The sequence below is a fragment of the Sphingomonas sp. DBB INV C78 genome (assembly GCF_042693015.1).
Taxonomy (GTDB): domain Bacteria; phylum Pseudomonadota; class Alphaproteobacteria; order Sphingomonadales; family Sphingomonadaceae; genus Sphingomonas_E.
On sequence record NZ_CP170544.1, the window covers coordinates 1,922,682 to 1,945,123 of the forward strand.

The 22,442-nt window shown below is 65.9% G+C and carries 28 protein-coding genes; 14 read left to right on the forward strand and 14 right to left on the reverse strand.

Annotated features, from left to right (window positions below; all coding sequences use genetic code 11):
* Positions 1 to 9: 9 nt before the first annotated feature.
* From ACFB49_RS09195 to ACFB49_RS09205, 3 genes are read right to left on the reverse strand one after another with little or no spacing between them, the layout of a single operon-like run.
* Positions 10 to 537 carry a rod shape-determining protein MreD gene (locus ACFB49_RS09195; protein ID WP_380878710.1) on the reverse strand — a complete coding sequence of 176 codons (528 nt, stop codon included), beginning with the start codon at positions 535 to 537 and terminating at the stop codon, positions 10 to 12.
* Complete coding sequence (gene mreC / locus ACFB49_RS09200) at positions 534 to 1,409, reverse strand: rod shape-determining protein MreC (RefSeq protein ID WP_380878712.1); 876 nt, start codon at positions 1,407 to 1,409, stop codon at positions 534 to 536. The genes ACFB49_RS09195 and mreC overlap by 4 nt, the downstream gene beginning before the upstream one ends.
* A gap of 15 nt (positions 1,410 to 1,424) precedes the next feature.
* Positions 1,425 to 2,465 carry a rod shape-determining protein gene (locus ACFB49_RS09205; protein ID WP_380878714.1) on the reverse strand — a complete coding sequence of 347 codons (1,041 nt, stop codon included), beginning with the start codon at positions 2,463 to 2,465 and terminating at the stop codon, positions 1,425 to 1,427.
* A 103-nt stretch (positions 2,466 to 2,568) separates the two neighbouring features.
* On the opposite strand from ACFB49_RS09205, the gene mutL reads away from it, so the two are divergent.
* On the forward strand, positions 2,569 to 4,338 hold the full coding sequence (gene mutL, locus ACFB49_RS09210; RefSeq protein WP_380878716.1) for a DNA mismatch repair endonuclease MutL: 1,770 nt from the start codon (positions 2,569 to 2,571) through the stop codon (positions 4,336 to 4,338).
* 10 nt (positions 4,339 to 4,348) lie between these two features.
* On the opposite strand, the gene ACFB49_RS09215 is transcribed toward mutL, so the two are convergent.
* Complete coding sequence (locus ACFB49_RS09215; protein ID WP_380878718.1) at positions 4,349 to 5,356, reverse strand: DUF1254 domain-containing protein; 1,008 nt, start codon at positions 5,354 to 5,356, stop codon at positions 4,349 to 4,351.
* 73 nt (positions 5,357 to 5,429) lie between these two features.
* Entirely contained in the window at positions 5,430 to 6,077 is a 648-nt protein-coding gene (locus tag ACFB49_RS09220; protein ID WP_380878720.1) for a hypothetical protein, read from the reverse strand.
* 144 nt (positions 6,078 to 6,221) lie between these two features.
* Here ACFB49_RS09220 and ACFB49_RS09225 point away from each other — a divergent pair, with 144 nt between their 5' ends.
* Entirely contained in the window at positions 6,222 to 7,706 is a 1,485-nt protein-coding gene (locus ACFB49_RS09225) for a DUF1254 domain-containing protein (RefSeq protein ID WP_380878722.1), read from the forward strand.
* Between the two features lie 16 nt (positions 7,707 to 7,722).
* Here ACFB49_RS09225 and ACFB49_RS09230 read toward each other — a convergent pair whose 3' ends face one another.
* Together ACFB49_RS09230 and ACFB49_RS09235 are read right to left on the reverse strand one after the other, a co-directional pair.
* Positions 7,723 to 8,169, reverse strand: coding sequence for a MaoC family dehydratase (locus tag ACFB49_RS09230; RefSeq protein WP_380878724.1), 447 nt, complete (start codon positions 8,167 to 8,169; stop codon positions 7,723 to 7,725).
* Between the two features lie 41 nt (positions 8,170 to 8,210).
* On the reverse strand, positions 8,211 to 9,302 hold the full coding sequence (locus tag ACFB49_RS09235) for a DUF3667 domain-containing protein (protein WP_380878726.1): 1,092 nt from the start codon (positions 9,300 to 9,302) through the stop codon (positions 8,211 to 8,213).
* Positions 9,303 to 9,364: 62 nt separating this feature from the next.
* On the opposite strand from ACFB49_RS09235, the gene ACFB49_RS09240 reads away from it, so the two are divergent.
* Genes ACFB49_RS09240 through ACFB49_RS09260 form a run of 5 tightly spaced genes read left to right on the forward strand, consistent with a single transcriptional unit; the run spans position 9,365 to position 13,336 of the window.
* Complete coding sequence (locus tag ACFB49_RS09240; RefSeq protein WP_380878728.1) at positions 9,365 to 10,654, forward strand: glutamate-5-semialdehyde dehydrogenase; 1,290 nt, start codon at positions 9,365 to 9,367, stop codon at positions 10,652 to 10,654.
* On the forward strand, positions 10,651 to 11,295 hold the full coding sequence (locus tag ACFB49_RS09245) for a nicotinate-nucleotide adenylyltransferase (protein ID WP_380878730.1): 645 nt from the start codon (positions 10,651 to 10,653) through the stop codon (positions 11,293 to 11,295). Before ACFB49_RS09240 ends, ACFB49_RS09245 begins: the two co-directional genes overlap by 4 nt.
* An 8-nt stretch (positions 11,296 to 11,303) precedes the next feature.
* On the forward strand, positions 11,304 to 11,720 hold the full coding sequence (gene rsfS, locus ACFB49_RS09250; RefSeq protein WP_380878732.1) for a ribosome silencing factor: 417 nt from the start codon (positions 11,304 to 11,306) through the stop codon (positions 11,718 to 11,720).
* Between the two features lie 5 nt (positions 11,721 to 11,725).
* Positions 11,726 to 12,148 (forward strand): 23S rRNA (pseudouridine(1915)-N(3))-methyltransferase RlmH, encoded by a 423-nt coding sequence (locus tag ACFB49_RS09255; protein WP_380878734.1) that lies wholly within the window; start codon positions 11,726 to 11,728, stop codon positions 12,146 to 12,148.
* Between the two features lie 3 nt (positions 12,149 to 12,151).
* Positions 12,152 to 13,336, forward strand: a complete 1,185-nt coding sequence (locus ACFB49_RS09260; protein ID WP_380878736.1) for a murein hydrolase activator EnvC family protein — start codon at positions 12,152 to 12,154, stop codon at positions 13,334 to 13,336.
* Between the two features lie 71 nt (positions 13,337 to 13,407).
* Here ACFB49_RS09260 and ACFB49_RS09265 read toward each other — a convergent pair whose 3' ends face one another.
* Entirely contained in the window at positions 13,408 to 13,557 is a 150-nt protein-coding gene (locus ACFB49_RS09265; RefSeq protein WP_380878737.1) for a hypothetical protein, read from the reverse strand.
* Positions 13,558 to 13,585: 28 nt separating this feature from the next.
* Here ACFB49_RS09265 and ACFB49_RS09270 point away from each other — a divergent pair, with 28 nt between their 5' ends.
* The 5 genes from ACFB49_RS09270 (at position 13,586) to ACFB49_RS09290 (ending at position 16,726) form a co-directional block, all read left to right on the forward strand.
* Positions 13,586 to 14,815, forward strand: coding sequence for a S41 family peptidase (locus ACFB49_RS09270; RefSeq protein ID WP_380878739.1), 1,230 nt, complete (start codon positions 13,586 to 13,588; stop codon positions 14,813 to 14,815).
* A gap of 74 nt (positions 14,816 to 14,889) precedes the next feature.
* On the forward strand, positions 14,890 to 15,351 hold the full coding sequence (locus ACFB49_RS09275) for a disulfide bond formation protein B (protein WP_380878741.1): 462 nt from the start codon (positions 14,890 to 14,892) through the stop codon (positions 15,349 to 15,351).
* A complete protein-coding gene (locus ACFB49_RS09280) occupies positions 15,330 to 15,872 on the forward strand; it encodes a demethoxyubiquinone hydroxylase family protein (protein ID WP_380878743.1) in 543 nt (180 codons plus the stop codon). The genes ACFB49_RS09275 and ACFB49_RS09280 overlap by 22 nt, the downstream gene beginning before the upstream one ends.
* 62 nt (positions 15,873 to 15,934) lie before the next feature.
* Positions 15,935 to 16,318 (forward strand): hypothetical protein, encoded by a 384-nt coding sequence (locus ACFB49_RS09285; RefSeq protein WP_380878745.1) that lies wholly within the window; start codon positions 15,935 to 15,937, stop codon positions 16,316 to 16,318.
* A 3-nt stretch (positions 16,319 to 16,321) separates the two neighbouring features.
* Positions 16,322 to 16,726, forward strand: coding sequence for a hypothetical protein (locus ACFB49_RS09290; RefSeq protein ID WP_380878747.1), 405 nt, complete (start codon positions 16,322 to 16,324; stop codon positions 16,724 to 16,726).
* 6 nt (positions 16,727 to 16,732) lie between these two features.
* Here ACFB49_RS09290 and ACFB49_RS09295 read toward each other — a convergent pair whose 3' ends face one another.
* The gene (locus tag ACFB49_RS09295; RefSeq protein WP_380878748.1) at positions 16,733 to 16,924 is read right to left on the reverse strand and encodes a hypothetical protein; all 192 of its coding nucleotides are present in this window, start codon (positions 16,922 to 16,924) and stop codon (positions 16,733 to 16,735) included.
* Between the two features lie 114 nt (positions 16,925 to 17,038).
* Positions 17,039 to 17,395, reverse strand: a complete 357-nt coding sequence (locus ACFB49_RS09300; protein ID WP_380878750.1) for a teicoplanin resistance protein VanZ — start codon at positions 17,393 to 17,395, stop codon at positions 17,039 to 17,041.
* A 57-nt stretch (positions 17,396 to 17,452) separates the two neighbouring features.
* Between ACFB49_RS09300 and ACFB49_RS09305 the strand changes: the two genes are divergently transcribed.
* Positions 17,453 to 17,737: a hypothetical protein gene (locus ACFB49_RS09305; RefSeq protein ID WP_380878752.1), complete on the forward strand. Its 285-nt coding sequence runs from the start codon at positions 17,453 to 17,455 to the stop codon at positions 17,735 to 17,737.
* A 49-nt stretch (positions 17,738 to 17,786) separates the two neighbouring features.
* Here ACFB49_RS09305 and rpmE read toward each other — a convergent pair whose 3' ends face one another.
* Positions 17,787 to 18,020 carry a 50S ribosomal protein L31 gene (gene rpmE, locus ACFB49_RS09310; RefSeq protein WP_380878754.1) on the reverse strand — a complete coding sequence of 78 codons (234 nt, stop codon included), beginning with the start codon at positions 18,018 to 18,020 and terminating at the stop codon, positions 17,787 to 17,789.
* Between the two features lie 15 nt (positions 18,021 to 18,035).
* On the opposite strand from rpmE, the gene ACFB49_RS09315 reads away from it, so the two are divergent.
* Positions 18,036 to 18,689, forward strand: coding sequence for a molybdenum cofactor guanylyltransferase (locus ACFB49_RS09315; RefSeq protein ID WP_380878756.1), 654 nt, complete (start codon positions 18,036 to 18,038; stop codon positions 18,687 to 18,689).
* Here the strand turns inward: ACFB49_RS09315 and fabZ are convergent.
* Genes fabZ through bamA form a run of 3 tightly spaced genes read right to left on the reverse strand, consistent with a single transcriptional unit; the run spans position 18,655 to position 22,326 of the window.
* Positions 18,655 to 19,125: a 3-hydroxyacyl-ACP dehydratase FabZ gene (gene fabZ, locus ACFB49_RS09320; protein WP_380878758.1), complete on the reverse strand. Its 471-nt coding sequence runs from the start codon at positions 19,123 to 19,125 to the stop codon at positions 18,655 to 18,657. The two genes, ACFB49_RS09315 and fabZ, sit on opposite strands and share 35 nt — an antisense overlap.
* Positions 19,126 to 19,141: 16 nt before the next feature.
* Positions 19,142 to 19,714 (reverse strand): OmpH family outer membrane protein, encoded by a 573-nt coding sequence (locus ACFB49_RS09325; RefSeq protein ID WP_380878760.1) that lies wholly within the window; start codon positions 19,712 to 19,714, stop codon positions 19,142 to 19,144.
* Positions 19,714 to 22,326 (reverse strand): outer membrane protein assembly factor BamA, encoded by a 2,613-nt coding sequence (gene bamA / locus ACFB49_RS09330; RefSeq protein ID WP_380879905.1) that lies wholly within the window; start codon positions 22,324 to 22,326, stop codon positions 19,714 to 19,716. Before bamA ends, ACFB49_RS09325 begins: the two co-directional genes overlap by 1 nt.
* Positions 22,327 to 22,442: the final 116 nt, after the last annotated feature.

Genomic DNA, 22,442 nt, shown 5'->3' on the forward strand with positions numbered 1-22,442 from the left:
GGCTGCCCTTCACCGTGCAAGCCGCCAGCGGTCAAGCGCCGCGCAGACACGCATCGCGGCGGGGAAAAGCAGAATGGTGATCACGGCCTGCGGCACGATGGCGAGCAAATTTCCTCCGCCTGTGGTGAACGCGACCAGCCCGACGCCGCCGACCAGGCAGAACAGGATCGCCGCCGCCGCCGCCAGCCAGTCCATCCAGTAATCGCGCCACACCGCGCGATTGTCCATCATGTCGAAGGCGAGAAAGACGATCGTCCACAACGCCATCGCCGATCCCATCGGCTGGCCGCTGAACATATCGTCGAACAGGCCCAGCGGCAGCGCTATCCAGCTCGGCCACATTTCCGGCCGCAGCAGCCGCCAGGCGAGCAGCATCAGCAGGCCGAACGGCGGCAGGACCGGCCAGTCCGCGACGATCGGCAACAATGTGATCATCGATGCCAGCATGACTGTGAACACCGGCGCCCAGCGCGCGCGCCGCGGCAGCAGGCTTTCGCCATCCTCAAGCCCGATCACGCGCTGGCGGGGCGCCTTCACGGCTTGGCCGGCGCCGGGGGCGGCGGCAGATCGGGTTGGAAGGGCTTCAGCACCACCGCGAAATCCAGCTTGGCCGGATCGGCAAGCGGCGTCGCCTCGGCGGCGTCGCGCGTCACCCTGGTGACGACCGCGACGGGAATGCCGGCGGGATAGACCCCGCCCGCGCCGGTCGTCATCACCACGTCGCCGCGGCGGAAGGGCGTCTGGCCGGCGATCAGCGACCGCAAGTCGATCCCGCCATCGCCCCGCCCGGTGGCGAGCGCCGCCACGCCGCTGCGGATGATCTGCACCGGCACCGTGCTGCTGGCGTCAGTGATCAACAGCACGCGCGACGATATCTGGCCATTCTCGACCACCCGGCCGATCAGCCCCTCGGCCGATCGCACCGGTTGACCGACGCGGACGCCGGATGTCGCGCCCGCGCTCAAGGTCACCAGCCGGTGCGAACTGCTGGCCGTGGACCCGACGATCCGCACCGTGGCGATCGGGCTGTTATCCGGCCCGACGATGCTCAACAGCCGCTTGAGCCGCCGATTCTCGAAGTCGATGGCACGCGCTTCGACCAGCTTGGCGCGCGATGCCTCCAGTTCGCGGCGCAGTTCCGCATTCTGCGATCCCGCCCGCCAATAGGCCGCGATATTGTCGCCGACGGAACCGATGCCGTCGATCGCGCTGCGCCCGGCGGCAGTGGCGGGCGAAGTCAGGTCGGTCGCCACCGATCGCAGCACGGCAAAGCCCTGCGGATCGAAGCGCGCGGCGATCAGCAGCAGCAGCGCAACCACGATCCCCACCACCGCAATCACATAAGCGGCGAACAGGCCATATTGCGCGCGACGCGAAAAGCCAGGACGTCGGAGGCGCGGCGGCGCCATCGCCGGCCGCTCCCCTTAGGCGGTCTGGAGCACGCCGCGGAACGCCGGATCTTCCAGCGCGCGGCCCGTTCCCAGTGCGACGCAGGTCAGCGGATCTTCCGCGACCGTGACCGGCAGGCCGGTTTCCTCGCGGATCACCTCGTCGATGCCGTTGAGCAGCGCACCGCCGCCCGTCAGCACGATGCCCTGGTCGACGATGTCGGCCGCCAGCTCCGGCGCCGTATTCTCGAGCGCGATGCGCACGCCCTCGACGATCGCCTGCACCGGCTCGGACAGCGCTTCCGCGATCTGGCTCTGGGTGATGGTGATTTCCTTGGGCACGCCGTTCACAAGGTCGCGGCCCTTGATGTGGATCGTCTCGCCGCGACCGTCGGCCGGCATGCGGGCGACACCCATCTCCTTCTTGATCCGCTCGGCCGTCGATTCGCCGATCAGCAAATTATGGTTACGGCGGACATAGGATGCGATCGCCTCGTCCATCTTGTCGCCGCCGACGCGGACGGAGGTGGTGTAAGCGAGACCGCGGAGCGACAGCACCGCAACCTCGGTGGTGCCGCCGCCAATGTCGACGACCATCGAACCCACCGGCTCGGTGACGGGCATATCGGCACCGATCGCGGCCGCCATCGGCTCCTCGATCAGCCACACCTGGCTCGCGCCCGCGTTCGAGGCGGCATCGCGGATCGCGCGGCGCTCCACCTTGGTCGAACCCGAAGGCACGCAGATCACGATTTCCGGGAAGCGCGGAAAACGGCGCTTTCCGTGGACCTTATGGATGAAGTGCTTGATCATCTGCTCGGCGACATCGATGTCCGCGATCACCCCGTCGCGCATCGGCCGGATCGCTTCCATACTCTCCGGGGTCTTGCCCATCATCAGCTTGGCGTCGTCACCGACGGCCCGGACCTTCTTGACGCCGTTGATCGTCTCGATCGCCACGACCGACGGCTCGTTGAGCACAATTCCGCGCCCGCGCAGATAGACGACGGTATTCGCCGTCCCCAAATCGATCGCCATGTCGTGCGACATGAACTTGAACCAGCGCGTAAATGACATCAGTTCGCCCGCTCCGTGTGTGCTGACCGCCACCGAATCCTGCACGTAAAAATGGGAGAAATGCCGGTCGCGGGATGCTCGCGCTTGGGCTAGAGCGACAGGCATGTCAATACGCCGCCTGCCCGAGCATCTGGTGAATCGTATCGCGGCCGGCGAAGTGGTCGAACGGCCGGCCAGCGCGTTGAAGGAACTTGTCGAGAACGCAATCGACGCCGGCGCCACCCGGATCGCCGTCTCCTTGTCCGACGGCGGCCTCACCCGCATCGAAGTCGCCGACGATGGTTGCGGCATGGCGCCCGACGAAATTGCCCTTGCACTTGAACGGCATGCCACCTCCAAGCTGCCCGACGACGCGATCGAGGAGGTCGCCACCCTCGGCTTCCGGGGTGAGGCCCTGCCCTCGATCGCCAGCGTCTCGCGCCTCACCATCGAAAGCCGCGTGCGCGGGGCCGATGGCTGGTCGCGCACGGTCGACAATGGCGCGGTCGTCGCCGAAGGGCCGGCGGCGATCCCGCCCGGCACGCGCATCCGCATGGAGGGGCTGTTCGATCGCGTCCCCGCCCGCCGCAAGTTCCTCCGCTCGCCGCGAGCCGAATATGCCGCCTGCATGGATTCGATCCGCCGCCTCGCCATGGCGCGGCCCGACATCGGCTTTTCGGTCGAACATGACGGCCGCCGCGCGCTCTCGGTCCCTCCCGGCGAGGATCGCGCCCAACGCGTCGCCGCACTCACCGATCGCGCGCTCGCCGAAAACAGCGTCGCGGTGGATTATGCCCGCGGCGAGGTGATCCTGCGCGGCGTCGCCGGCCTCCCCACCTTCAACCGCGGCGTTGCCGATCACCAGTTCCTGTTCGTCAACGGCCGGCCGGTGAAGGATCGCCTGCTCGTCGGCGCGGTTCGCGGCGCCTATCAGGACATGCTCGCACGCGATCGCCATCCGGTCGTCGCCTTGTTCGTCGATCTTCCGGGCGCCGAGGTCGACGTCAACGTCCACCCCGCCAAGACCGAGGTGCGCTTCCGCGATCCCGGCCTCGTCCGTGGCCTGATCGTCGGCGGCTTACGCGCCGCGCTCGACGCCGCCGGCCACCGCAGCGCGCAATCCGCATCGCCCGCCGCGATGGGATCGTGGCAGAGCGAACCGCTCAGCCCGTTGCCGTCGGCGCCGGTTTCAACCGGCTGGGCCACTCCGCCCCGCCCGGTGCAGGGATCGGTCTGGGATCACGCCCCCGGCTTTTCAGCCCAGCCGCTCGCCCGCGCCGAGCCGGCTTTCGCCGCGCCGCCCGAACCCAAGGAATTCCCGCTCGGCGTCGCCCGCGGCCAGGTCGCCGCCACCTATATTGTCGCCGAATCGGCCGACGGGCTGGTCCTCGTCGATCAGCACGCCGCGCATGAGCGCCTCGTCCTCGAACGGATGCGCCGCGCCATGGCCAATGGCGGCGTCGCGACCCAGGCCCTCCTTCTCCCCGAAGTCGTCGAGTTGGACGAAAGCGCCTGCGACCGGCTGGAAGCGCGCATCCCCGAACTTACCGAAATGGGCCTCGATCTCGAACGCTTCGGCCCCCACGCCATGCTGGTCCGCGCCGTCCCGGCCCTTCTCGGCCAGAGCGACGCCAAGGGCCTCGTCACCGATCTCGCCGACGAACTCGCCGCTTATGGCGAAGCTTTATCCTTGAAGGAACGGCTCGATTCGGTCGCCGCGACCATGGCCTGCCACGGCTCGGTCCGCGCCGGCCGCATCCTCTCGGTCGCCGAAATGAACGCCCTGCTCCGCGAGATGGAGGTCACGCCCCATAGCGGCCAATGCAACCACGGCCGCCCGACCTGGATCAAACTCGGCCATGCCGATATCGAGAAGCTGTTCGGGCGGAAGTAGCAGCCCCGCCTCACCCCACCGGCACGGGCTCCGGAAATTTCCAGCGCCCGTCCAATATCTCCGCACGCGGGCGATAGAGCCGCACCGTATAGTTCCAGCCGGGCGTGATCGGCAGGCAGTTGGCCACGCCCGCCCCGCAGCCGCCGAACTGGATGACATAGGCCCCGTCCGCGTCCTGCTTCGCCGTCACATTGTTCAGCGAATAGGCGTTTTCCGGATTCGGCTCGAAATAGCCATCCTTGTTGTAGACGCTGATCGACCAGAAGCCGTCGACCGGCACATCCTTCACCGTCAGCCGATAGACGGTCTTGCCGTCATCCCCCTCGGGCCGGCCGGCGACGTAGGTCGCATCCTTGGGCGGGTTGCCGCCCCATCCGAACGCGGTGCCGAGCAGATGCTGCCTGGGATCGACCTCGCCGGGTCTGCCGAACGCCTTGGACGGATCGACCGCCGTCGTCTTCTTCAGCTCCTCCCGCACGCTCGTCAGCGACGCCACGTCCCATTGCGGCGCCTCGAACCGGCCGGGCGACGCCTGCTCCACCCGAATCGCATCCTGCAACGCATGGACCTTCGCCAGATCGGCCGGGTCGGCGGGATTGACGAAGGTGCGCACCAGCAGCGCCAGATAGCGCGTGCCTGCTGCCTCGCGCGTGAAACGGTGCGTCCCCGGCGCATAGAAGGTGTCCAGCGCATAATGATCCTCGTTGAGCACCATCAGCGACAGGAAGCGGCCGCCGCTATCGGGCAAGGTCACCGTCACCGGCCCGGCATCGAGATCGAACAGACCGCGCGAATAGACGGTGTCGCGGTTCATCCGCACGATCGATTGCTCGTCGATACCCGCCAGCGCCCGGGCATGGACGAACCGCCCCAGCGCGCCATCCTTCACGAAGCCGGCAAAATAGGTGTCGGTCTCCGCACGCACGAAATTGTCGATCGTCACCAGCATCGATGCTGTCTCCTCCGCCTGGGCCGGGCAGACTGCCGTCAGCAGCAACAGCGTCGCGACAATGCGCATGGGTCACCCCCGGCCATCAAAGACCACAGGCTAGGGCCCGCGCTACGGCCCCGCCATCGGGAGAAACCCGCCCTCAGTCGAAACTTGCGGGCGGCGAGAAGGGCTTGGTCGCATCCACCACGAACATCACGAGCTGGTCGAGCTCGGCGGTCCCGCAGCTCGTGAGCTGCATCACCATCCCCGGCTCATGCCCGTTCATCGAACGCCCGGCCTCAAGCTGGTTCGTGCCGTGCGACGTCTTTTGACAGAGTTTCCCGGACATCACGTAGAAAGCCTCTGACCCCGGATGCGAATGGACGGGCGTCTTCGCTCCCGGTGGACCACCGGCATGGTTGATCCGCAGCAGATATTGCCGCGCCTCGACCTCGGGCACCGGCCCGATCTCGGTGATCAGCTTGCCGCCGACGCTTTTGCCGCCCTTGGGCCCCAGCGTGAACAGCCAGTTCTTGCCCGATACGGTGGCGGCAAGGCTCGTCGCCCCCGCCCCCTCCTTCGCGCCGGTCAGCGTCGGGAAGGTCTCGACCCGCCAGTAAAGCGGCCCCGGCGGCAATTGCTGCACGGTGGTTTCCGCCACCGTCACGATCCGGAACAGGCCCTCGGCCGGCACTTCCGATATCGTCTGGGCCAGCGCAGGCAGCGGTGCCAGGGCAGTCAGAAAAACGAGTCCACTGCATAATCGGTGCATCATCGGCGCATCCTTGGCGAGGCGATCGGGGTTCATTGTCGCATCGGAACGATCGAACCTCGCGGAAGCTCCCGCGCCATCCGCCGCCGCATGAATTTCGGATTCCGCCTGCGGGTATGTCCCGATGGTTAGGGCGTTCCTTACCGCCTAGCTTCGCCCCGAAAATCGAGGTGACCTGCCATGACCGACATCCCCTATGCCGCCCGCCAGTTCACGCCCGCTCATGCCGATCTGAAAAATGGCGCCGGCGTCCCCGCCAGCCTCGCCTACCAGGCCTATGTCGAATCGCTCGCGCGCATCCTCTATTATTGGGGCTATCCCGCGGTGGACGGCTTCGGGCGGACGAGCTCCTGGCAAGTCATGAAGGAGGCTGGTCCGGGCGCAACGATGGGCCTGTTCCCCGGCGCGCCCAAAAATCGCATGGGCTATCTCGACGATTATATGTCGCCGGCCCAGCGCAAGGTCGTCACCCCCAACGCCGACACCATCTATGGCGTCAGCTTTGCCGACCTCAGTGTCGAGCCGCTGGTGATCCAGACGCCGATCGATGCGCCCCCGGGCCATTATTGGACGATACAGATCGTCGATATCTTCACCAACGTGACGCACCAACTCGGTTCGGCCTCGCACACCGCCGGCGGCAAGCTCCTGCTGGTCGGGCCCCAATGGCAGGGCGAGAAGCCCGAGGGCTTCATCGATGTCCTGCGTTCGCCGACCGCGGTGGCAGGGCTGTTCGGCCGCAGCTTCACCGCCCATTCGCCGGAGGACAAGGCCACAGCGCGGCGCGTGCTCAACCAGATCGGTGTCTATCCGCTGAGCGAGGACACGGCGACACGCAAAACCTTCGATTGCGAGGCGAGCGCGCGCAACAAGGTCTATCCGGCCGGCATCACGGCGGAGATGCTGGATCGCGATCCCGATCTGCTCCGGGCCCGGCCGGTCGATGCGCGGAAATTCTGGGACGGTCTGGAAAAGATGCTCGATGCCAATCCGGTCGTCGCGCCGGATGACACGCCGATGGCGGAACAGGCCCGCAATTTGCTCGCGCTGCGCCGATCATCCGATCAATGGCGAGCGCTGCTCGATCGCGTGGCGCTCGCCGCCGATGCCGAACTGCACGCCGCCGCCCGCTATGATCAGGTCGGCGTCGATGCCGGCAACGGCTGGCAGCGGCAGGAAAATGGCGGCGTATGGGGCAGCGACTGGTTCGGCCGCGCGCTCGCCGCGGTGATCTACATCTACGTCAACGATTATCACGAGGCGATCTACTTCATCCGCGGCACGGATGCAGACGGTGCGCTGCTGCAAGGTCGCTATCGCTATGCCGTCCGGTTCGAGAAGGACCAGCTTCCCCCGGTCGATCGCGCTCGCGGCGGCTTCTGGTCGCTCACCATGTATGACCGCGATTATTATATGCTGGCGAAGAGCCCGAACGGCCGCAACAATATCGGCCGGGTCAATCTCGACGCCAACGAACTGAAATTCGCCGACGACGGTTCACTGACATTGGTCCTGTCGCACGAAGAGCCAGCGGACGCCGAAGGCAAAGCCAACTGGCTCCCCGCCCCCGACGACCAGTTCGCCTTGCTGATCCGCACCTACGTGCCCACCGACCCGATCCTCGACGGCAGCTACAAGCTGCCCGATGTGAAGCGGGTGGGCTAACGCCCGCTCGCCAACTTCAGCCCTCGGCAGCGACCCATTTTACGATATGCGTCGCTGCCAGAACCGGTTCGCCGGCCTCATTCTCGATCGTCACCGCGCTCGTCATCCGGCCGCGTTCGGCGTCGACGGCTTCGATCGCATAGCGCACGGTGATCGTCTCGCCGATCAGAACCGGCCGCAGGAAACGCACCCGATCGAAGCCCAGCGCCAGCGGCACGAAGGCGTCCGACCCTTTCAGGCAGGCTTCGCACATCAATGTCGATGCGCGTGACGTATAGCCGAGCAACAGCAGCCCGTGCGCGATGCGACCGCCGAACGGCGTGCGCCGCATATAGGCTTCGTCGACATGGTTACGGGCGAAATCGCCGCTGATCCCGGCGAACAGCGATACGTCGCTCTCCGTCACCGTCTTGGAAAAGATCGTCGCCGCGCCGATCTCGATCGCGGCCAGAAAGTCCTGCATTTCAATTCCTCTGAACGGCGACCATCGGCGAAGTCCCGCCCCTAGTGCCCCGTCACGCCCATCGCGATCAGCAGCAGCAGGAAGATCGTCACCGCGATGCTGGCCGAAATCAGCAGGAACCAGGTCCGCCACAGCGCGCTGAACCAGCCGAGCGAATAAGCGCCCTTCAATTGCCGGTACATATGGATCGGCGGCACGAAGGTCAGGATGACGATGATTGCCGCGGACGGCAGGATCAGCCCGGCAAAGCTCAACATCACCATCAGCAGCGTCATCGCCGCCAGCGAATAGATGGCGAAGATCGCGTGATCGTAGAGGCCAAATTTCCAGCGCCAGGCGAACATCAGCCAGATGAACGGCAGCGAGATCGGGATCAGCGCCCAGGAGAATTTATAGGCCGAGGATTGCAGCTTGTAGAGCAACAGCGCGGGGTTCTTGCTCGCTTTCTCGATCCCCTTGTCCAGCGTCGGCCAGCCCGTTTTCACGTTGAGCGTCGGATCGCCGGCCTGTTCGGCGACGCGGCCCGTGACCATGTTGGTGATCGCGCTCTCGCGCTTCAGATCCGCGATCTGCTGGTTGATGGCGCTCGCGCTGCCGCCCGCCGCCTTGATCTCGGCGCGGCTGGCTTCAAGCTTGGCGATCTTGGCGTCATTCTTCGCGACCGCCGCAGCCGCTTCCTGCCTCGCCTCCGCCATGCTCGTGGCGACCCCTTCCGCCGTCGCCGGCTCGTCGGTCATATGGATCGGCAGGCCGACCCAGGAGAAGACCGCAACCATCAGAAAGACGGAGAAGAGGAACAAGGCCAGTGGCGACACGAATTTCGCCCGCTCGCCATGCACATAGCGGCGCGTCAGCTCGCCCGGCTTCCAGGCGAGCATCGGCAAGGTGCCCCACATCTTGCCCTCGAAGTGGAAGACGCCATGGGCGATGTCGTGGAGCAGCGCCACGGCCGATCGATGGAGATGTGCCGCTTGCCCGCACTCGGCACAATAATGCCCGGTCAGCGGCGTCCCGCAGTTCAGGCACGTTGTTTCATGGGTATGCCCGTCCTTGCCCAGCCGTTCCTTATCGACGGCATGGGCGATCAAGGCGCCCGTCGCGACATTCGCCGCAGCTTCGAATTCCCCTGTCATGCGCGCACGATAATAGCGCGGGCGTGGCGAAGCGAGGGGGGACATGATAGGGGCGGCGAACTATGACTGCCGCTGCCACCCTCGCCGCTCCTGCCGCCTCCGTCGACGCCGATGCGCTGATCGCCGACATGGGCCGCCGCGCCCGTGCCGCCGCCCGCATCCTCGCCCGCACGCCGACCACGGAGAAGGCCGAGGCGTTGCGCGCCGCCGCTGCCGCTATTCGCGCCGGCGAAACGGCAATCCTCGCCGCCAATGCTGGGGATATGGCGCGGGGCGAGGCGAACGGCCTATCGCCGGCGATGCTCGATCGGCTGAAGCTCGATCCCGCCCGGCTCGCCGGTATCGCCGCCGGGCTGGAGGCGGTCGCCGGGCTCGACGATCCGGTCGGCAAGGTGATCGACGTTGCGACCCGGCCCAACGGCCTGGAACTGAGCCGCGTCCGCGTGCCGCTCGGCGTGGTCGGCATCATCTATGAAAGCCGCCCGAACGTGACCGCGGATGCCGGCGCGCTCTGCCTGATGGCGGGCAATGCCGCGATCCTGCGCGGCGGGTCCGAAGCAATCGAGAGCAGCCGCGCGATCCACGCCGCCTTGCTCGAAGGGCTGCGCGCCGCCGGTCTGTCCGAAGACGCGATCCAGCTCGTCCCCGTCACCGATCGCGCCGCGGTGGGCGCGATGCTCAAGGCCGATGGCCTGATCGACATCATCGTGCCGCGTGGCGGCAAGTCGCTGGTGGCGCGCGTCCAGGCCGAAGCCCGCGTGCCCGTCCTCGCCCATCTCGACGGCATCAATCACACCTATATCGATGGCGCCGCCGATCCGGCGAAGGCGGTCGCGCTCGCGGTCAACGCCAAGATGCGCCGCACCGGCGTCTGCGGCGCGACCGAGACCCTCCTAATCGACCGGGCCTATCCCGACCCGCTACCCGTCCTCACCAACCTGTTGGATGCGGGCTGTGAGATCCGCGGAACCAAGGAAATTCAATCACTTGATCCGCGCATCCTGCCCGCGGGCGAGGAAGATTGGGATACAGAATATCTCGACGGCATCTGCTCGGTCACCTTCGTTTCCGGTGTAAACCAGGCTCTCAACCACATCGCCGCCCACGCCTCCCACCACACCGACGCCATCGTCACCGAGGATGCCGCCACCGCCGAACATTTCCTCGCCGAAGTCGATTCGGCGATCGTGATGTGGAACGCCTCCACCCAGTTCGCCGATGGCGGCGAATTCGGCCTTGGGGCGGAAATCGGCATCTCCACCGGCCGCCTCCACGCCCGCGGCCCGGTCGCGCTCGAAGGGCTGACGACCTACAAGTGGATCGTCCGCGGCACGGGACAAATCCGTCCTTGAGCAAGGCCCGGATCGCGACCGGCCTGCTCGGCGGATCGTTCAACCCTGCCCACCGCGCCCATCGCCGCATCACCCTGTCGGCGATCGCAGCGCTGGGGCTGGACGAAGCCTGGTGGCTGGTCTCCCCCGGCAATCCGCTAAAGGACGGAGCCGCCGACATGGCCCCCCTCCCCGCCCGCCTCGCGAGCGCCCGCCTCATGGCCCGCCGCGCCCCGATCCGCGCCACCGTGATCGAACGACACCTGGGCACCCGCTACACGGCCGAGACGCTGGCGAAGCTGGTCCGCCGCTACCCCAATCGCCACTTCATCTGGCTGATGGGCTCGGACAATCTCGCCCAGTTCCACCGCTGGCGCGACTGGCGGAAGATCGCCCGCACGGTTCCGATTGCCGTTGTCGCCCGTCCGGGCTATGATGCGACCGCCCACGCTACGAGGGCGATGGGCTGGCTGCGGCGTTTCGTCCGGCCCGCAGGCCAAGCGAGAAACTGGACGACGTGGAGACCGCCGGCGCTCGTGCTGTTGCGCTTTCGCCCTGATCCCGGTTCCGCCACGCGCTTGCGGGCAGAAGACCCGCGTTGGTTTCACGCATTTCAGCACCAGGCCCTGCGCGACCCCGTGACGCGCCGGATCATCATCTAGGAGGCCCTTTGCCCGCCAGTACCGCCGCCCTTAGGGGCACCAACGAATCCGAGCCGTCCGCCGCGCTTCACCAGCTCGTCCTCAGCTCGCTCGACGACGACCAGGCCGTCGAAACCGTCACCATCCCGCTTGCTGGCAAAAGCAGCATCGCTGATCACATGGTGATCGCGAGCGGCCGTTCATCGCGCCAAGTGGCGTCGATGGCGCAGAAGCTTGCCGAGCGCATCAAGCAGGAAACCGGCCGTTCCGCCCGTATCGAAGGGCTGCCGACGGCTGATTGGGTGCTGATCGATGCCGGCGACGTGATCGTCCATCTTTTCCGTCCCGAGGTGCGTAGCTTCTACAATCTCGAACGGATGTGGGGCTTCGAGGAAGAGCGCCGTCCGGCTGGGGAGGAAGAGCGCCGCCCAATCGGCGAAGCCTGACCTCGTTGCTGTTGCACATTGTCGCCCGGGGCAAGATCGGCCGTAGCCCGGAAGGCGAGCTTGTCGATCGTTATCTGAAGCGGATCGCCTGGCCGACCCGCGTAACCGAGTTGCCCGACAAGGGCGGCCGTGCGCCTGCGCTCGATAATGACGCCATCCTCGTCGCGCTCGACGAGAAGGGCCAGCAGATGGGTTCGCTGGCCTTTGCGGAAAAGCTCGGCCGCTGGCGGGATGATGGCCGGCGCGAGGCGCGCTTCCTGATCGGCGCCGCCGACGGGCACGAAGCCGCCGATCGCGATCGTGCCGATCTGCTACTGGCCTTTGGTCAGGCCACCTGGCCGCATATGCTGGCCCGTGCGATGCTGGCCGAACAATTGTGGCGGGCGACGAGCATCCTCGCCGGCCACCCTTATCATCGCGAAGGCTGACATATGGCGCGGCCGCTGCTGATCCTTGCCACGCTCGCCGCCACGGCAAGCGCCGCGCTGGCGGTCGCTCAGTCGCAACCGGCCGCCCCCAGCGTCGAAAGCGTCCAGCGCGAAGCGGCCGACGCCGCCCGGCGCTCGACCGAGCTTGAAAATGCCGCCGCCCGCGCCGTCGATGAAGCGGCGAAGGCCCGCGCTGCCGAAGCCGCGCTCGCCACCCGCGTTCTCGCCACCGAAGCGGAAATCGCCACGGCCGAGGTCGAGGTCCGCCGCATCGCCCAATTGCGCGCCACCCAGCGCGCGCGGCTGGCCGATCAGCAGGCACCGATCATCCGCCTTACCGCCGCGCTGCAAACGATGGCGCGGCGTCCGCCCGCGCTCGCGTTGGTCCAGCCGGGCTCGCTCAGCGATGTCGTCCATGTCCGTGCGCTCCTCGACGCGCAATTGCCCGCCATCGGCCAGCGGACCGCCGGCTTGCGTCAGGAGGTCTCCCGCGGCCTCCAGTTGCAGCACCAGGCCGATCTTGCCGCCGGCGAACTCCGCACCAGCCGCCAGCGAATGCAGGACGAACGCACGCAACTCGCCAAGGTCGAGGCGCAACAGCAGATCCGCGCCCAGGCGCTCACCGATGATTCGCTCGACCAATCCGATCGCGCGCTGGCGCTGGGCGAGGAAGCCCGCAACCTCAGCGATCTGATCGGCCGGCTTGATGCCCAGGCCGGCACGCGCGATCGACTGGCGGCGCTGCCCGGTCCCGTGCTGCGCCCGCCGGTGCCCGGCCACAGCCCGCCGCCACCACAAGCCGAGACGGCGTCGGAAACCCGCCTCACCTACCGCCTCCCCGTCAATGGCAAGCTGCTGCGCGGGCTGGGCGAGATCTCCGAGGCCGGCATCCGCGCCCGCGGCCTCACCATCGGGGCACGCGCCGACGCGCTGGTCGTCGCCCCGGCCCGAGGTCGCATCGCTTATGCCGGGCCGTTCCGCGGCTACGGTAATATCGTGATCATCGAACATGGCGGCGGCTGGACCAGCTTGGTCACCGGCCTGTCCACCTTGCGCGCCGAAGTGGGCGAGGCGGTGGACCAGGGCAGCCCCGTCGGCCGCGCCCATGGCGGCACCTCCGGCGTCACCGTCGAACTGCGCCGCGGCGGCCAGCCGATCGACATCGTTCCCCTGCTGGGGCGGGGATGACGATGCCGTTCATCCCCACTTCATCCCGAATCGGTGATCTTCCGGCCGCCCATATGTTTCGACCGACGGCCCTATTGCCGATCCCGGAAAAACGGTAACGTGGCCACCACATTCAGCGAAGGCACCTCGTCGATGGCGAAATTATTGTTGCGTTCTGCCCTGCTTGTCAGCGCCGTTGCGCTGGTTCCTGCGGTTACATCGGCGATCGCCGCGGCCGACACGGAAACTTTCCGTGAAATGGATCAATTCATGAGCGTTTTCGATCGCGTGCGGTCGGAATATGTCGACAAGGTCGATGACAAGACGCTCATCAAGGGCGCGATCGATGGCATGCTCGCCAGCCTCGATCCGCACAGCTCCTATCTCGATTCGCGCGACTATCAGAATCTGCGGACGCAGACCGACGGCGCCTATGGCGGCCTCGGCCTGACGGTCTCGCTGGAGGATGGCGCGGTCAAGATCATCACGCCGACCGAAGACACGCCCGCCTTCAAGGCCGGCCTCAAGGCTGGCGACTATATCACGCACCTCGACGGCAAGCTGATCTATGGCGGCACGCTCGACGAAGCGGTCGATCAGATGCGTGGCAAGCCGGGCACGCAGGTCAAGCTCACCATCGTCCGCCCCGGCCGCGACAAGCCGTTCGACGTGTCGCTGACGCGTGAGATCATCACGCTGAAGCCGGTCAAATGGGAAGTGAAGGACAAGGTTGGTATCATCAATATCAACACCTTCAACAAGCAAACCGGTGAAGCCGTGCGCGCGGCGCTGGTTTCGATCGACAAGGCAGTCGGCGGCCAGCCGCTCGGCTATGTCGTCGATCTGCGTTCCAACCCGGGCGGCCTGCTCGATCAGGCCATCGAGGTGTCGGATGCCTTCCTCGATCGCGGCGAGATCGTCTCGCAGCGCGGCCGTGAGAAGTCCGACATCGAACGCTGGTATGCCCGTCCGGGCGATTTCGCCCATGGCCTGCCGATCGTCGTGCTGATCGACGCCGGCTCGGCTTCGGCGGCGGAAATCGTCGCCGGTGCGCTGCAGGATCATCGCCGCGGCCTCGTGCTGGGCGAACGCAGCTTTGGCAAGGGTTCGGTGCAGACCCTGTTGCCGCTGTCGGAGGAGAGCGCTCTCCGCCTGACCACCGCGCGTTACTTCACGCCGTCCGGCCGCTCGGTGCAGGAAGGCGGCATCCAGCCGGATATCAAGGTGCCGCAGCTTTCGGACCCCGACTTCAAGGATCGCCCGCGCCTGCGCGAAGCCGATCTGCGTCGCCACCTCATCAACGAGGCCAAGGTCGACGACAGCGTGCTCGAGGACGACACCAAGGCCGATCCGCGCTTCATCCTGACCGCCACCCAGCTCGAAAAGCAGGGTATTGAGGACTTCCAGCTCGATTATGCGGTCAAGACGATCTCCCGCCTCGGCAAGTCTCCGGTCGTCACCGCCACGGCAGGCGGTTCGGCCAAAGGTGGAACGCGATAAAATCCTTTCTTTCGGCCGTCATCCCGGCGAAATCCGGGGTGACGGTTGATCGTTGCAAGGATATCGCCCGCCTCATGACCAATCTCGCGACTGCCCGCCTGCTTGCGCTGGCCCTTCCCGCTGCCCTGATGGCTGGGGCCCTGGGCTCTCAGTATGTTGGCGGCCTCTACCCTTGCGAGATGTGCCACTGGCAGCGCTGGCCACATTATGCGGCGATCGCGCTCGCCATCCTCGCTTTCCTCATCCGGCCCGCTGCCCGCCCGCTGACGATCCTCGCCGCCATCGCCATCCTGGTCAGCGGCGCGATCGGCGGTTTCCATGCCGGCGTCGAATATGGCTGGTGGGAAGGCCTCACCCGCTGCAGCACCATCGGCAGCTCGGGTGACGTGCTCGCCGATATCATGTCCGCGCCGCTGGTCCGCTGCGACGAGGTGCAATGGTCGCTGTTCGGAATTTCACTCGCCGGGTGGAACGCACTCATTTCGCTCGCCGGCGGAGCGACTATATTGGCCCTATGTCTGAAACGCCCCCGCTGATGCCCGCCCGCGAGAAGGCCCGCACGTCGATGCTGCGCGTCGATCAGGCCGGCGAATATGGCGCCACGCGCATCTATGCCGGCCAGATCGCGGTGATGGGCGATCACGGCCCCGGTGTGCGGCTGATATCCCGCATGGCCGCGCAGGAGGAGCGTCACCGCGCGCATTTCGATGCGATGATGGCGACACGCGGGGTGCGGCCGACGATGCTGCAGCCGCTGTGGAATATCGCTGGGTTTGCGCTCGGCGCGGCAACGGCGTTGATCGGCCCCAAGGCCGCCATGGCCTGCACCGCCGCGATCGAGACCGAGATCGACCGTCATTATGGCGAACAGCTCGAAGAGTTGGGGGAAAGCGATCCCGAACTGTCCGAAGCCATCGCCGATTTCCGCGCCGAGGAAGTGGAGCATCGCGAGCTCGCTCTGGCCGAAGGTGCAGAGGAAGCCCCCGCTTACCCACTGCTTTCGGGTGCGATCAGGCTGGGCTGTCGTGCGGCAATCGCACTGTCGAAACGGTTCTGAGGGTGATACATTCAACGGGCGGCGGCGTGTTGTCCCGTCGATCGGGCAGGAGGCCGTGGCTTATGAAAACCTTCCTGGCACTGGCGCTGGGGCTGGCAGGAACGGCGTTTACCCTGGCAGTGCCGACGCTGCCGGTCGCCGCGCAGGGAAGCGATCGCCTGGTCACCGTGTTCGGCACCGATCCATGTCCTCGCGACACGATCTGCGTGCGCGCTCCGGAAAATGAGCGCTACCGCATTCCCCAGGAATTGCGTGGCGAGGATGGCGAAGCTGCGGCGGCACGCTGGGGTGATCGCGCCAAGAGCCTCGAATATGTCGGCGCGTCCGGCACGATGAGCTGCTCGCCCACCGGCCCGGGCGGCGCGAGCGGCTGCTATCGCGAGCTGGCGAACAAGGCGCGTGCGGAACGCGCGGCCCGAGGCGACAAGCCCGCTGTAGAGTTCTGATCCATGCATTTTCGGGCAAGCTGGGCGCTGATCGCCCTAACCCTCGGCGCGTCTCCGCTATTGGCCCAGGATCAGCCCAGCCAACCACCGGAAAAGATATCGACGCTGGTGGTTTACGGCAAAGACCCTTGCCCGCAGAGCACCGAGCAGGAGATCGTCGTCTGCGGCCGCGAGCCGGAAAACGAGCGCTATCGCGTGCCGAAGGCGCTGCGCGAGAAGAAGGTCGATACGAGCACGCGCGCTTGGTCGGATCGGGTCCAGCAGCTCGAATGGGTCAGCCGCGCCGGCACACCCAACAGTTGTTCGCCCGTCGGCAGCGGCGGTCAGACCGGTTGCTACAATCAACTGCTACGGCAGGCTCGCGATGAACGGGAACAGGCCCGTCGCGAAAGCATCGGGCGGCCCTGAAAGCGCTCAGCGCGCCGGCTGTTGCGGCCGGCTGTCGCTCCAAACGACGACATAATTGTCGGGAACCCGCGTCCAGGACCTGTCCGGACGGCGGATAAGCGGCGCTTCGCACCGGTCGCAGCTTCCGAAATAAAGTCCGTCATTCCAGACACCGGGCACGTCGCTCCGGTGGTGGCCGATCCGGCAGAGCAAGGACATCGCAACCCCCTTAACCGCTTGCCAACCGGCGTCCCCACGCCTTCAGACAAGCGCCCGCTTGTTAGGGCTACTTTGGCATGGTTAACGAATCGCGAACAAGTGATTTCTTCAGAGTCAAGCTTCGCGCGGCGACCGGTTGCGCACGAGCGTCGCAATGCCCAGACCGACGATGATGGCCAGCGCGTCGGCAGCAAAATCGGCTGCGCTGGCATCACGGTGCAGCACCGGAATCGCCTGAGTAAACTCGATCGCGGCGCCAAATGCCGCCAAAGCCGCCGCAATCCGCCACGGCGCCGTCCGCCGCCAGGCCAGGCCGGCCAGCAACGAAAGCGTGAAGAAGGCGATCATATGCTCCACCTTGTCCGATGGGGCGATACGCGGCACATCGGCCTGCGGCAGGATCGCCGCGACATATGCGAAGATAAGCGCCGCCCAGAACAACGGCTTGAGAATTCGGTCGAACAAGATCATCCCTGCCACTTAACCGAAGCACGGTGACAAGGTCGAGTGGGAAAAGGGGAACTGGTCTTGGCGCAAGACGGGATCGAGATCCGCATCTTCTTCAACGGCGGGGCTGGCACGAAGGATGCGGCGATAGAAGGATCGCACAGCCGCATCTTCCCCTGCCTGCCTACGGTCGGCCAGTCGATCGTGTTTGGACGGCCCACGGGCGACATCGCGGTCTTTCGCGTCGTCGAAACCGGCTTCTTCGTGTGGGCGGAAGGCGCATCGGCCTGGATGCTGGTCGATCCGGTCGCCGGCGAGCATCAGGTGCCTGCGGCCTTCTTCGATCCGATCGCTGGGGAGTTTTGATTCCCCAATAGAAAAGCGGCGGAGCAATGCCCCGCCGCCTTGAATTTGCTTACTTCTTGCCGCCGAGCGTGAGGCCGCCGAAGCGCTTGTTGAAGCGTGCCACCTGGCCGCCGGCATCGAGCAGGGTCGACTTGCCGCCGGTCCACGCCGGGTGGACGGTCGGGTCGATGTCGAGCTGCAGCGTATCGCCTTCCTTGCCCCAGACCGAACGGGTCTCGAAGACGGTGCCGTCCGTCATCTGGACCTTGATCATGTGATAGTCGGGGTGAATGTCTTTCTTCATTACTCGGCTCCTTGAATGGCTGGTTTCCGACCAGCCGGGGCAAAACAAGGCGCGGCCATAGACGCCGATGGCGCAATTGACAAGGCCGCGCCCGCGGCCGATCCCGCAGCCATGACGATATTGGGCGCAATCTTTGCCGGCGGCGCAGCCCGGCGCTTCGGTGGTGACAAGCATGCCGCCCCGATCGACGGGCGTGCGATGATCGATCATGTCGCGGATCGGCTGCGCCCGCAATGTGCGGAACTGGTCGTCATCGGTCGTATATGGCCCGGCTTCCTGTGCGTCGAGGATGCCCCCCTGCCCGGCCTCGGCCCGCTTGGCGCCCTCGCAGGCGCAATGCATTACGCATTGGCCGCAGGCCATGATCTCGTGTTGACCAGCGGCTGCGACCTGCCCGATCTGCCTCTGGATCTGGCCGCCCTGCTCGCGCCGGCACCCGCAGTGATACAGGGCCAGCCCCTGCTCGGGCTGTGGCCCGCCAGCATGGCAGGACCGCTTGTCGCCTGGCTGGAACAGGATGGTGACCGGGCGATGCGATCGTGGATCGCCCAAAACAATGTTCGCCGGGTGGCGCTCAAGGCCGACCCGGCGAACATCAATACAGTCGCGGAGCTCGATCGCTACCGCGCAAGCCTTACGCCGCCGGCGGGTCCGCGATCATCGCGGTGAAGTTGGCCTGCGCGGCCACCTTCCCGTCGATCAGCGCGCGGCCGGCGAACTTGCATACCGACGCGCGCTTCTGCACGAACTCCACCTCCAGCCGCAGCAGCACGCCCGGCTCGACGGGGGAGCGGAACTTCGCCTCGTCGATCGCCATGAAGTAGACGAGCTTGCCGGTCCCCGCGAGGCCGAGCGATTCGACCGCCAATACGCCCGCCGCCTGCGCCAGCGCCTCGACGATCAGCACGCCCGGCATGATCGGCCGGCCGGGGAAGTGCCCCTGGAAGAAGGGCTCGTTGATCGTCACCGCCTTGATCGCGGCGATCGAGCGGTCGGGGATCAGTTCCTCGACGCGATCGACCAGCAGCATCGGGTAGCGATGCGGCAGCGCCGCCAGAACCCGCCGGATATCCAGCGGGCCCAGATTGACGGCGGCCGTTTCCACGCCCTCGCTCACCGGATCAGCGGCTCGCCGGGGCGGCCTGCGCAGGCGCAGTGGTGCTCACGCTCGGCAGCGCCGTGTTGAGCTGGGTCAGCACGTCGGTGGTGACGTCCAGCGTCGACGAAGCGTCGAGCACGTCGCCACGATCGACGACCAGGTTGGCGCCGCGCGCATTCATCACCTGCGTCAGGATCGGGCGCAGCTTGTCGTTGATCTGCTGCGAGACATAGGCCTGGTTGCGGCGCAGCGTCTGCTCGCGCTGCTGAAGCTGCTGGTTGGCCTGGTTCTGCTTGGTCTGCAGCGCCTGGATGCGCGTCTGCATGGCGGCGTCGGGCGCCTTGCCAGCCAGCGCCTTCTGGATGGCGTCGGCTTCGGTCTGGATCGGCTGGCCAAGGCCCTGGGCGAACTGCTGGAGCTGCTGCGCCTGGCTCTGGAGCTGGGTCGCCGCGGTCTTGCAGGCGTTGCACTCGGCCGAAATGCGGCGCGTGTCGACGGTCACGATAACGGCGCCGGGCGCCTTCTGTGCGAAGGCTGCGGTGGGAACGGTGGCAATCGCGGCAGTCAGCGCCACCGCCTTGAGAATGGTCTTCATCAGAACTGTGTCCCTACGTTGAAGGTGAAGAGTTTTGTATCATCGCCATCGCGCTTGATCAGCGCCTTGGCGACGTCGATCCGGAACGGGCCGAAAGGCGAGTTCCAGTTGACGCCAATGCCGACCGAAAGACGCGGCTTCCAGGTATCGCCGAGATAGACCTCCTGGAATGGCGCCGAAACTTGGAAGGTATAGTCGACCGTACCCGTCGGACAGTTTCCGCCCGGCGGCTTGGGCGTAATCGTCGGCGTACCGGTGCCGGTCGTGGTGCACTGTTGACCGCCATTGGCGTCGAGGATCGGCCGGGTGAGGCGCGGATCACCCGGCGCATAGGTTTCGGTGATCGGATTCTCGATCCCCCAGACCGCGCCCATATCGACGAAGATCGACGGACGGATGCCCATTTCACGAAGGCCCGAGCTCAGCGGAATCTCCAACTCGGCGCGGGTCAGGTAATAATAACGCCCGCCGAGCGCATCGTCCTGAATCTGGCTGCTGTCGGTGACGAGATTGCCCTCCGCATCGTAGGGCACGCGCAGCACGCGCGGTCCCACGCCGCGGATGTCGAAACCGCGAAGCTGCGGCTCGCCCAGGAAGAAGCGATCGGTCAACCGCACCGCGTCGGTGCCGGGGGCGGGATTGCTCTCCAACGGGAAGATCGCGCCACCTTCCAAGCCGATCGAGAAGATGAAGCCGCTGCCCAGCCCCCAATATTTGTCGGCATCAATGCGCGTGCGGATATATTTCACGTCGCCGCCCAGGCCGGCGAAATCCTGGCTCAGCACGGCGCGCTGACCGCGGCTCGGGCGCAGGCGGTTGTTCAGATTGTCGAAGACGATGCTGTAGCCGACCGACGAGGTGGTACGCTTGCCCACGGCATCGCAAAGGTAACGGCCGGCGAGCAGCGGATCGCAGTCCAAATCGCCGTCGCCGTCGATATCGTAATAGAAGGTGTCCTTGTCGAGCGACACGTCGTCGAAGCTCAGACCATAACGCAGCGCAAGGCTGATATATTCGGTCAGCGGCACGCCGGCGCGGATCTGGAAGCCGGTCGTCGTCTGCTCGTAGGTCGTGTTACGATCGTTGCCGACATAGTTGAACGAGTTGTAATCGCGCCGGAAAATATCGCCGCCGATCGCGATGTTCTTGTCCATCAGATAGGGCTCGGTGAAGCCCAGTTCGATCGACTTCGAATAGCTCGAATAATTGACGCCCGCGCGCAATTCCTGGCCCTTGCCCATGAAGTTGCGTTCGCGGATCGAAAGATCGACGATGAACTTCTCGAGGCTCGAAAAGCCCGCCGAGACCTGCAGCTCGCCCGTCGACTTTTCCTCGACATTGGCCTCGAGGACGACGCGGTCGGGCGCCGACCCCGGCTTTTCCTCGATCTCGAACTTTTCCTGGAAGAAGCCGAGCGACTGGATGCGGTCGCGCGAGCGCTTCACCCGGAAGCTGTTGAACGCATCGCCTTCCGACAAGCGGAATTCGCGGCGGATCACCTTGTCCTTCGTGTGCGTGTTGCCGTTGATGTTGATCGCTTCGACATAACGCCGCGGCGCATCGTTCACCCGGAAGGTGACGGTCATCGTCAGCGCGTCCTTGTCGCGCACGAAATCCGGGCTCACGTCCGGGCTGAAGCCCAGCAGGCCCGTCGTCTCGGTGATGGAATCGACGGTGTCTTCGACCGCCTTGGCGTTATACCAGTCGCCTTCCTTCATCCTGACGAGATATTTCAGCGTCTCCGGCTTGATGTCGCGGATTTCGCTTTCCACGTCGACCGGGCCGAATTTGTAGCGCTGCCCTTCCTCGATCACATAGGTGATGATGAAATCGCGCTTGTCCGGGGTCAGTTCCGCGACGGCCGAGATCACGCGGAAATCGGCATAGCCCTGGGTCAGGTAGAATTGACGGAGCTTCTGCTGGTCATAGGCCAGCTTGTCCGGGTCGTAGCTGTCGCCCGACGAGAAGATATTGTACCAGCTCGCGACCTTGGTCGCCATTTCGCTGCGCAGGTCGCCGCCGGAAAAAGCCTGGTTCCCGATGATGTTGATCTGGCGAACCTTGGACTTCGCGCCTTCGTTGATCTCGAACACGATGTCGACGCGGTTCTGGTCGAGCTGGACCATCTTCGGCTCGACGGTCGCGGCGAAGCGGCCCTGGCGGCGGTAGAGCTCGATGATCCGGGCGACATCCGCGCGCGCTTTGGATCGCGTGAATATCTGGCGCGGCGCCAGCCGGATTTCCGGCCGGATCTTGTCTTCCTTCAACCGCTTATTGCCTTCTAGCACGATGCGGTTGATGACCGGGTTCTCGCGGACCTGGATGGTCAACGCACCCTGATTGTCGCGGATCTGGACGTCGGCGAACAATTCGGTCGCGTAAAGATCCTTGAGCGCCTGGTCCAGCGCCTCGCGCGTATAGGCATCGCCCGGCTTCAGCTTGATGTAGGAACGGACGGTATCCGGCTCCAGTCGCTGCGATCCCGCCACGTCGATCGAACGGATCGTGCCGCTGCCCGGCAAGGCGGCCGGAGGCGTCGATGTCGCGGCCGGCGCTGCCGGCTCCTGCGCGACCGCCGCTACCGGCAGGCCACCCAGGATGGTGCCGACCATCAGCAATGGCGCGATCCGGCGGAGCGACCTCACGGCTTCCCCTTCGCTTCCGATCGTCCGTCCCTTGTCAGCCGTCACGCGCACCCGCCCTTATTTCCAAATTTGGCGCCGTCCGG

Bases quoted from the DNA above. Each gene is read 5' to 3' on its own strand.
- ACFB49_RS09290 (WP_380878747.1), top strand. From the start codon at position 16,322: ATGCATTTTCGGGCAAGCTGGGCGCTGATCGCCCTAACCCTCGGCGCG.
- ACFB49_RS09295 (WP_380878748.1), bottom strand. From the start codon at position 16,924: ATGTCCTTGCTCTGCCGGATCGGCCACCACCGGAGCGACGTGCCCGGT.
- mutL (WP_380878716.1), top strand. From the start codon at position 2,569: ATGTCAATACGCCGCCTGCCCGAGCATCTGGTGAATCGTATCGCGGCC.
- ACFB49_RS09225 (WP_380878722.1), top strand. From the start codon at position 6,222: ATGACCGACATCCCCTATGCCGCCCGCCAGTTCACGCCCGCTCATGCC.
- ACFB49_RS09280 (WP_380878743.1), top strand. From the start codon at position 15,330: ATGTCTGAAACGCCCCCGCTGATGCCCGCCCGCGAGAAGGCCCGCACG.
- ACFB49_RS09325 (WP_380878760.1), bottom strand. From the start codon at position 19,714: ATGAAGACCATTCTCAAGGCGGTGGCGCTGACTGCCGCGATTGCCACC.
- ACFB49_RS09275 (WP_380878741.1), top strand. From the start codon at position 14,890: ATGACCAATCTCGCGACTGCCCGCCTGCTTGCGCTGGCCCTTCCCGCT.
- ACFB49_RS09230 (WP_380878724.1), bottom strand. From the start codon at position 8,169: ATGCAGGACTTTCTGGCCGCGATCGAGATCGGCGCGGCGACGATCTTT.
- bamA (WP_380879905.1), bottom strand. From the start codon at position 22,326: ATGGTCGGCACCATCCTGGGTGGCCTGCCGGTAGCGGCGGTCGCGCAG.
- rpmE (WP_380878754.1), bottom strand. From the start codon at position 18,020: ATGAAGAAAGACATTCACCCCGACTATCACATGATCAAGGTCCAGATG.
- ACFB49_RS09300 (WP_380878750.1), bottom strand. From the start codon at position 17,395: ATGATCTTGTTCGACCGAATTCTCAAGCCGTTGTTCTGGGCGGCGCTT.
- ACFB49_RS09270 (WP_380878739.1), top strand. From the start codon at position 13,586: ATGAGCGTTTTCGATCGCGTGCGGTCGGAATATGTCGACAAGGTCGAT.
- ACFB49_RS09215 (WP_380878718.1), bottom strand. From the start codon at position 5,356: ATGCGCATTGTCGCGACGCTGTTGCTGCTGACGGCAGTCTGCCCGGCC.
- mreC (WP_380878712.1), bottom strand. From the start codon at position 1,409: ATGGCGCCGCCGCGCCTCCGACGTCCTGGCTTTTCGCGTCGCGCGCAA.
- ACFB49_RS09205 (WP_380878714.1), bottom strand. From the start codon at position 2,465: ATGTCATTTACGCGCTGGTTCAAGTTCATGTCGCACGACATGGCGATC.
- ACFB49_RS09220 (WP_380878720.1), bottom strand. From the start codon at position 6,077: ATGAACCCCGATCGCCTCGCCAAGGATGCGCCGATGATGCACCGATTA.
- ACFB49_RS09240 (WP_380878728.1), top strand. From the start codon at position 9,365: ATGACTGCCGCTGCCACCCTCGCCGCTCCTGCCGCCTCCGTCGACGCC.
- ACFB49_RS09285 (WP_380878745.1), top strand. From the start codon at position 15,935: ATGAAAACCTTCCTGGCACTGGCGCTGGGGCTGGCAGGAACGGCGTTT.
- ACFB49_RS09315 (WP_380878756.1), top strand. From the start codon at position 18,036: ATGGCTGGTTTCCGACCAGCCGGGGCAAAACAAGGCGCGGCCATAGAC.
- ACFB49_RS09260 (WP_380878736.1), top strand. From the start codon at position 12,152: ATGGCGCGGCCGCTGCTGATCCTTGCCACGCTCGCCGCCACGGCAAGC.
- ACFB49_RS09235 (WP_380878726.1), bottom strand. From the start codon at position 9,302: ATGACAGGGGAATTCGAAGCTGCGGCGAATGTCGCGACGGGCGCCTTG.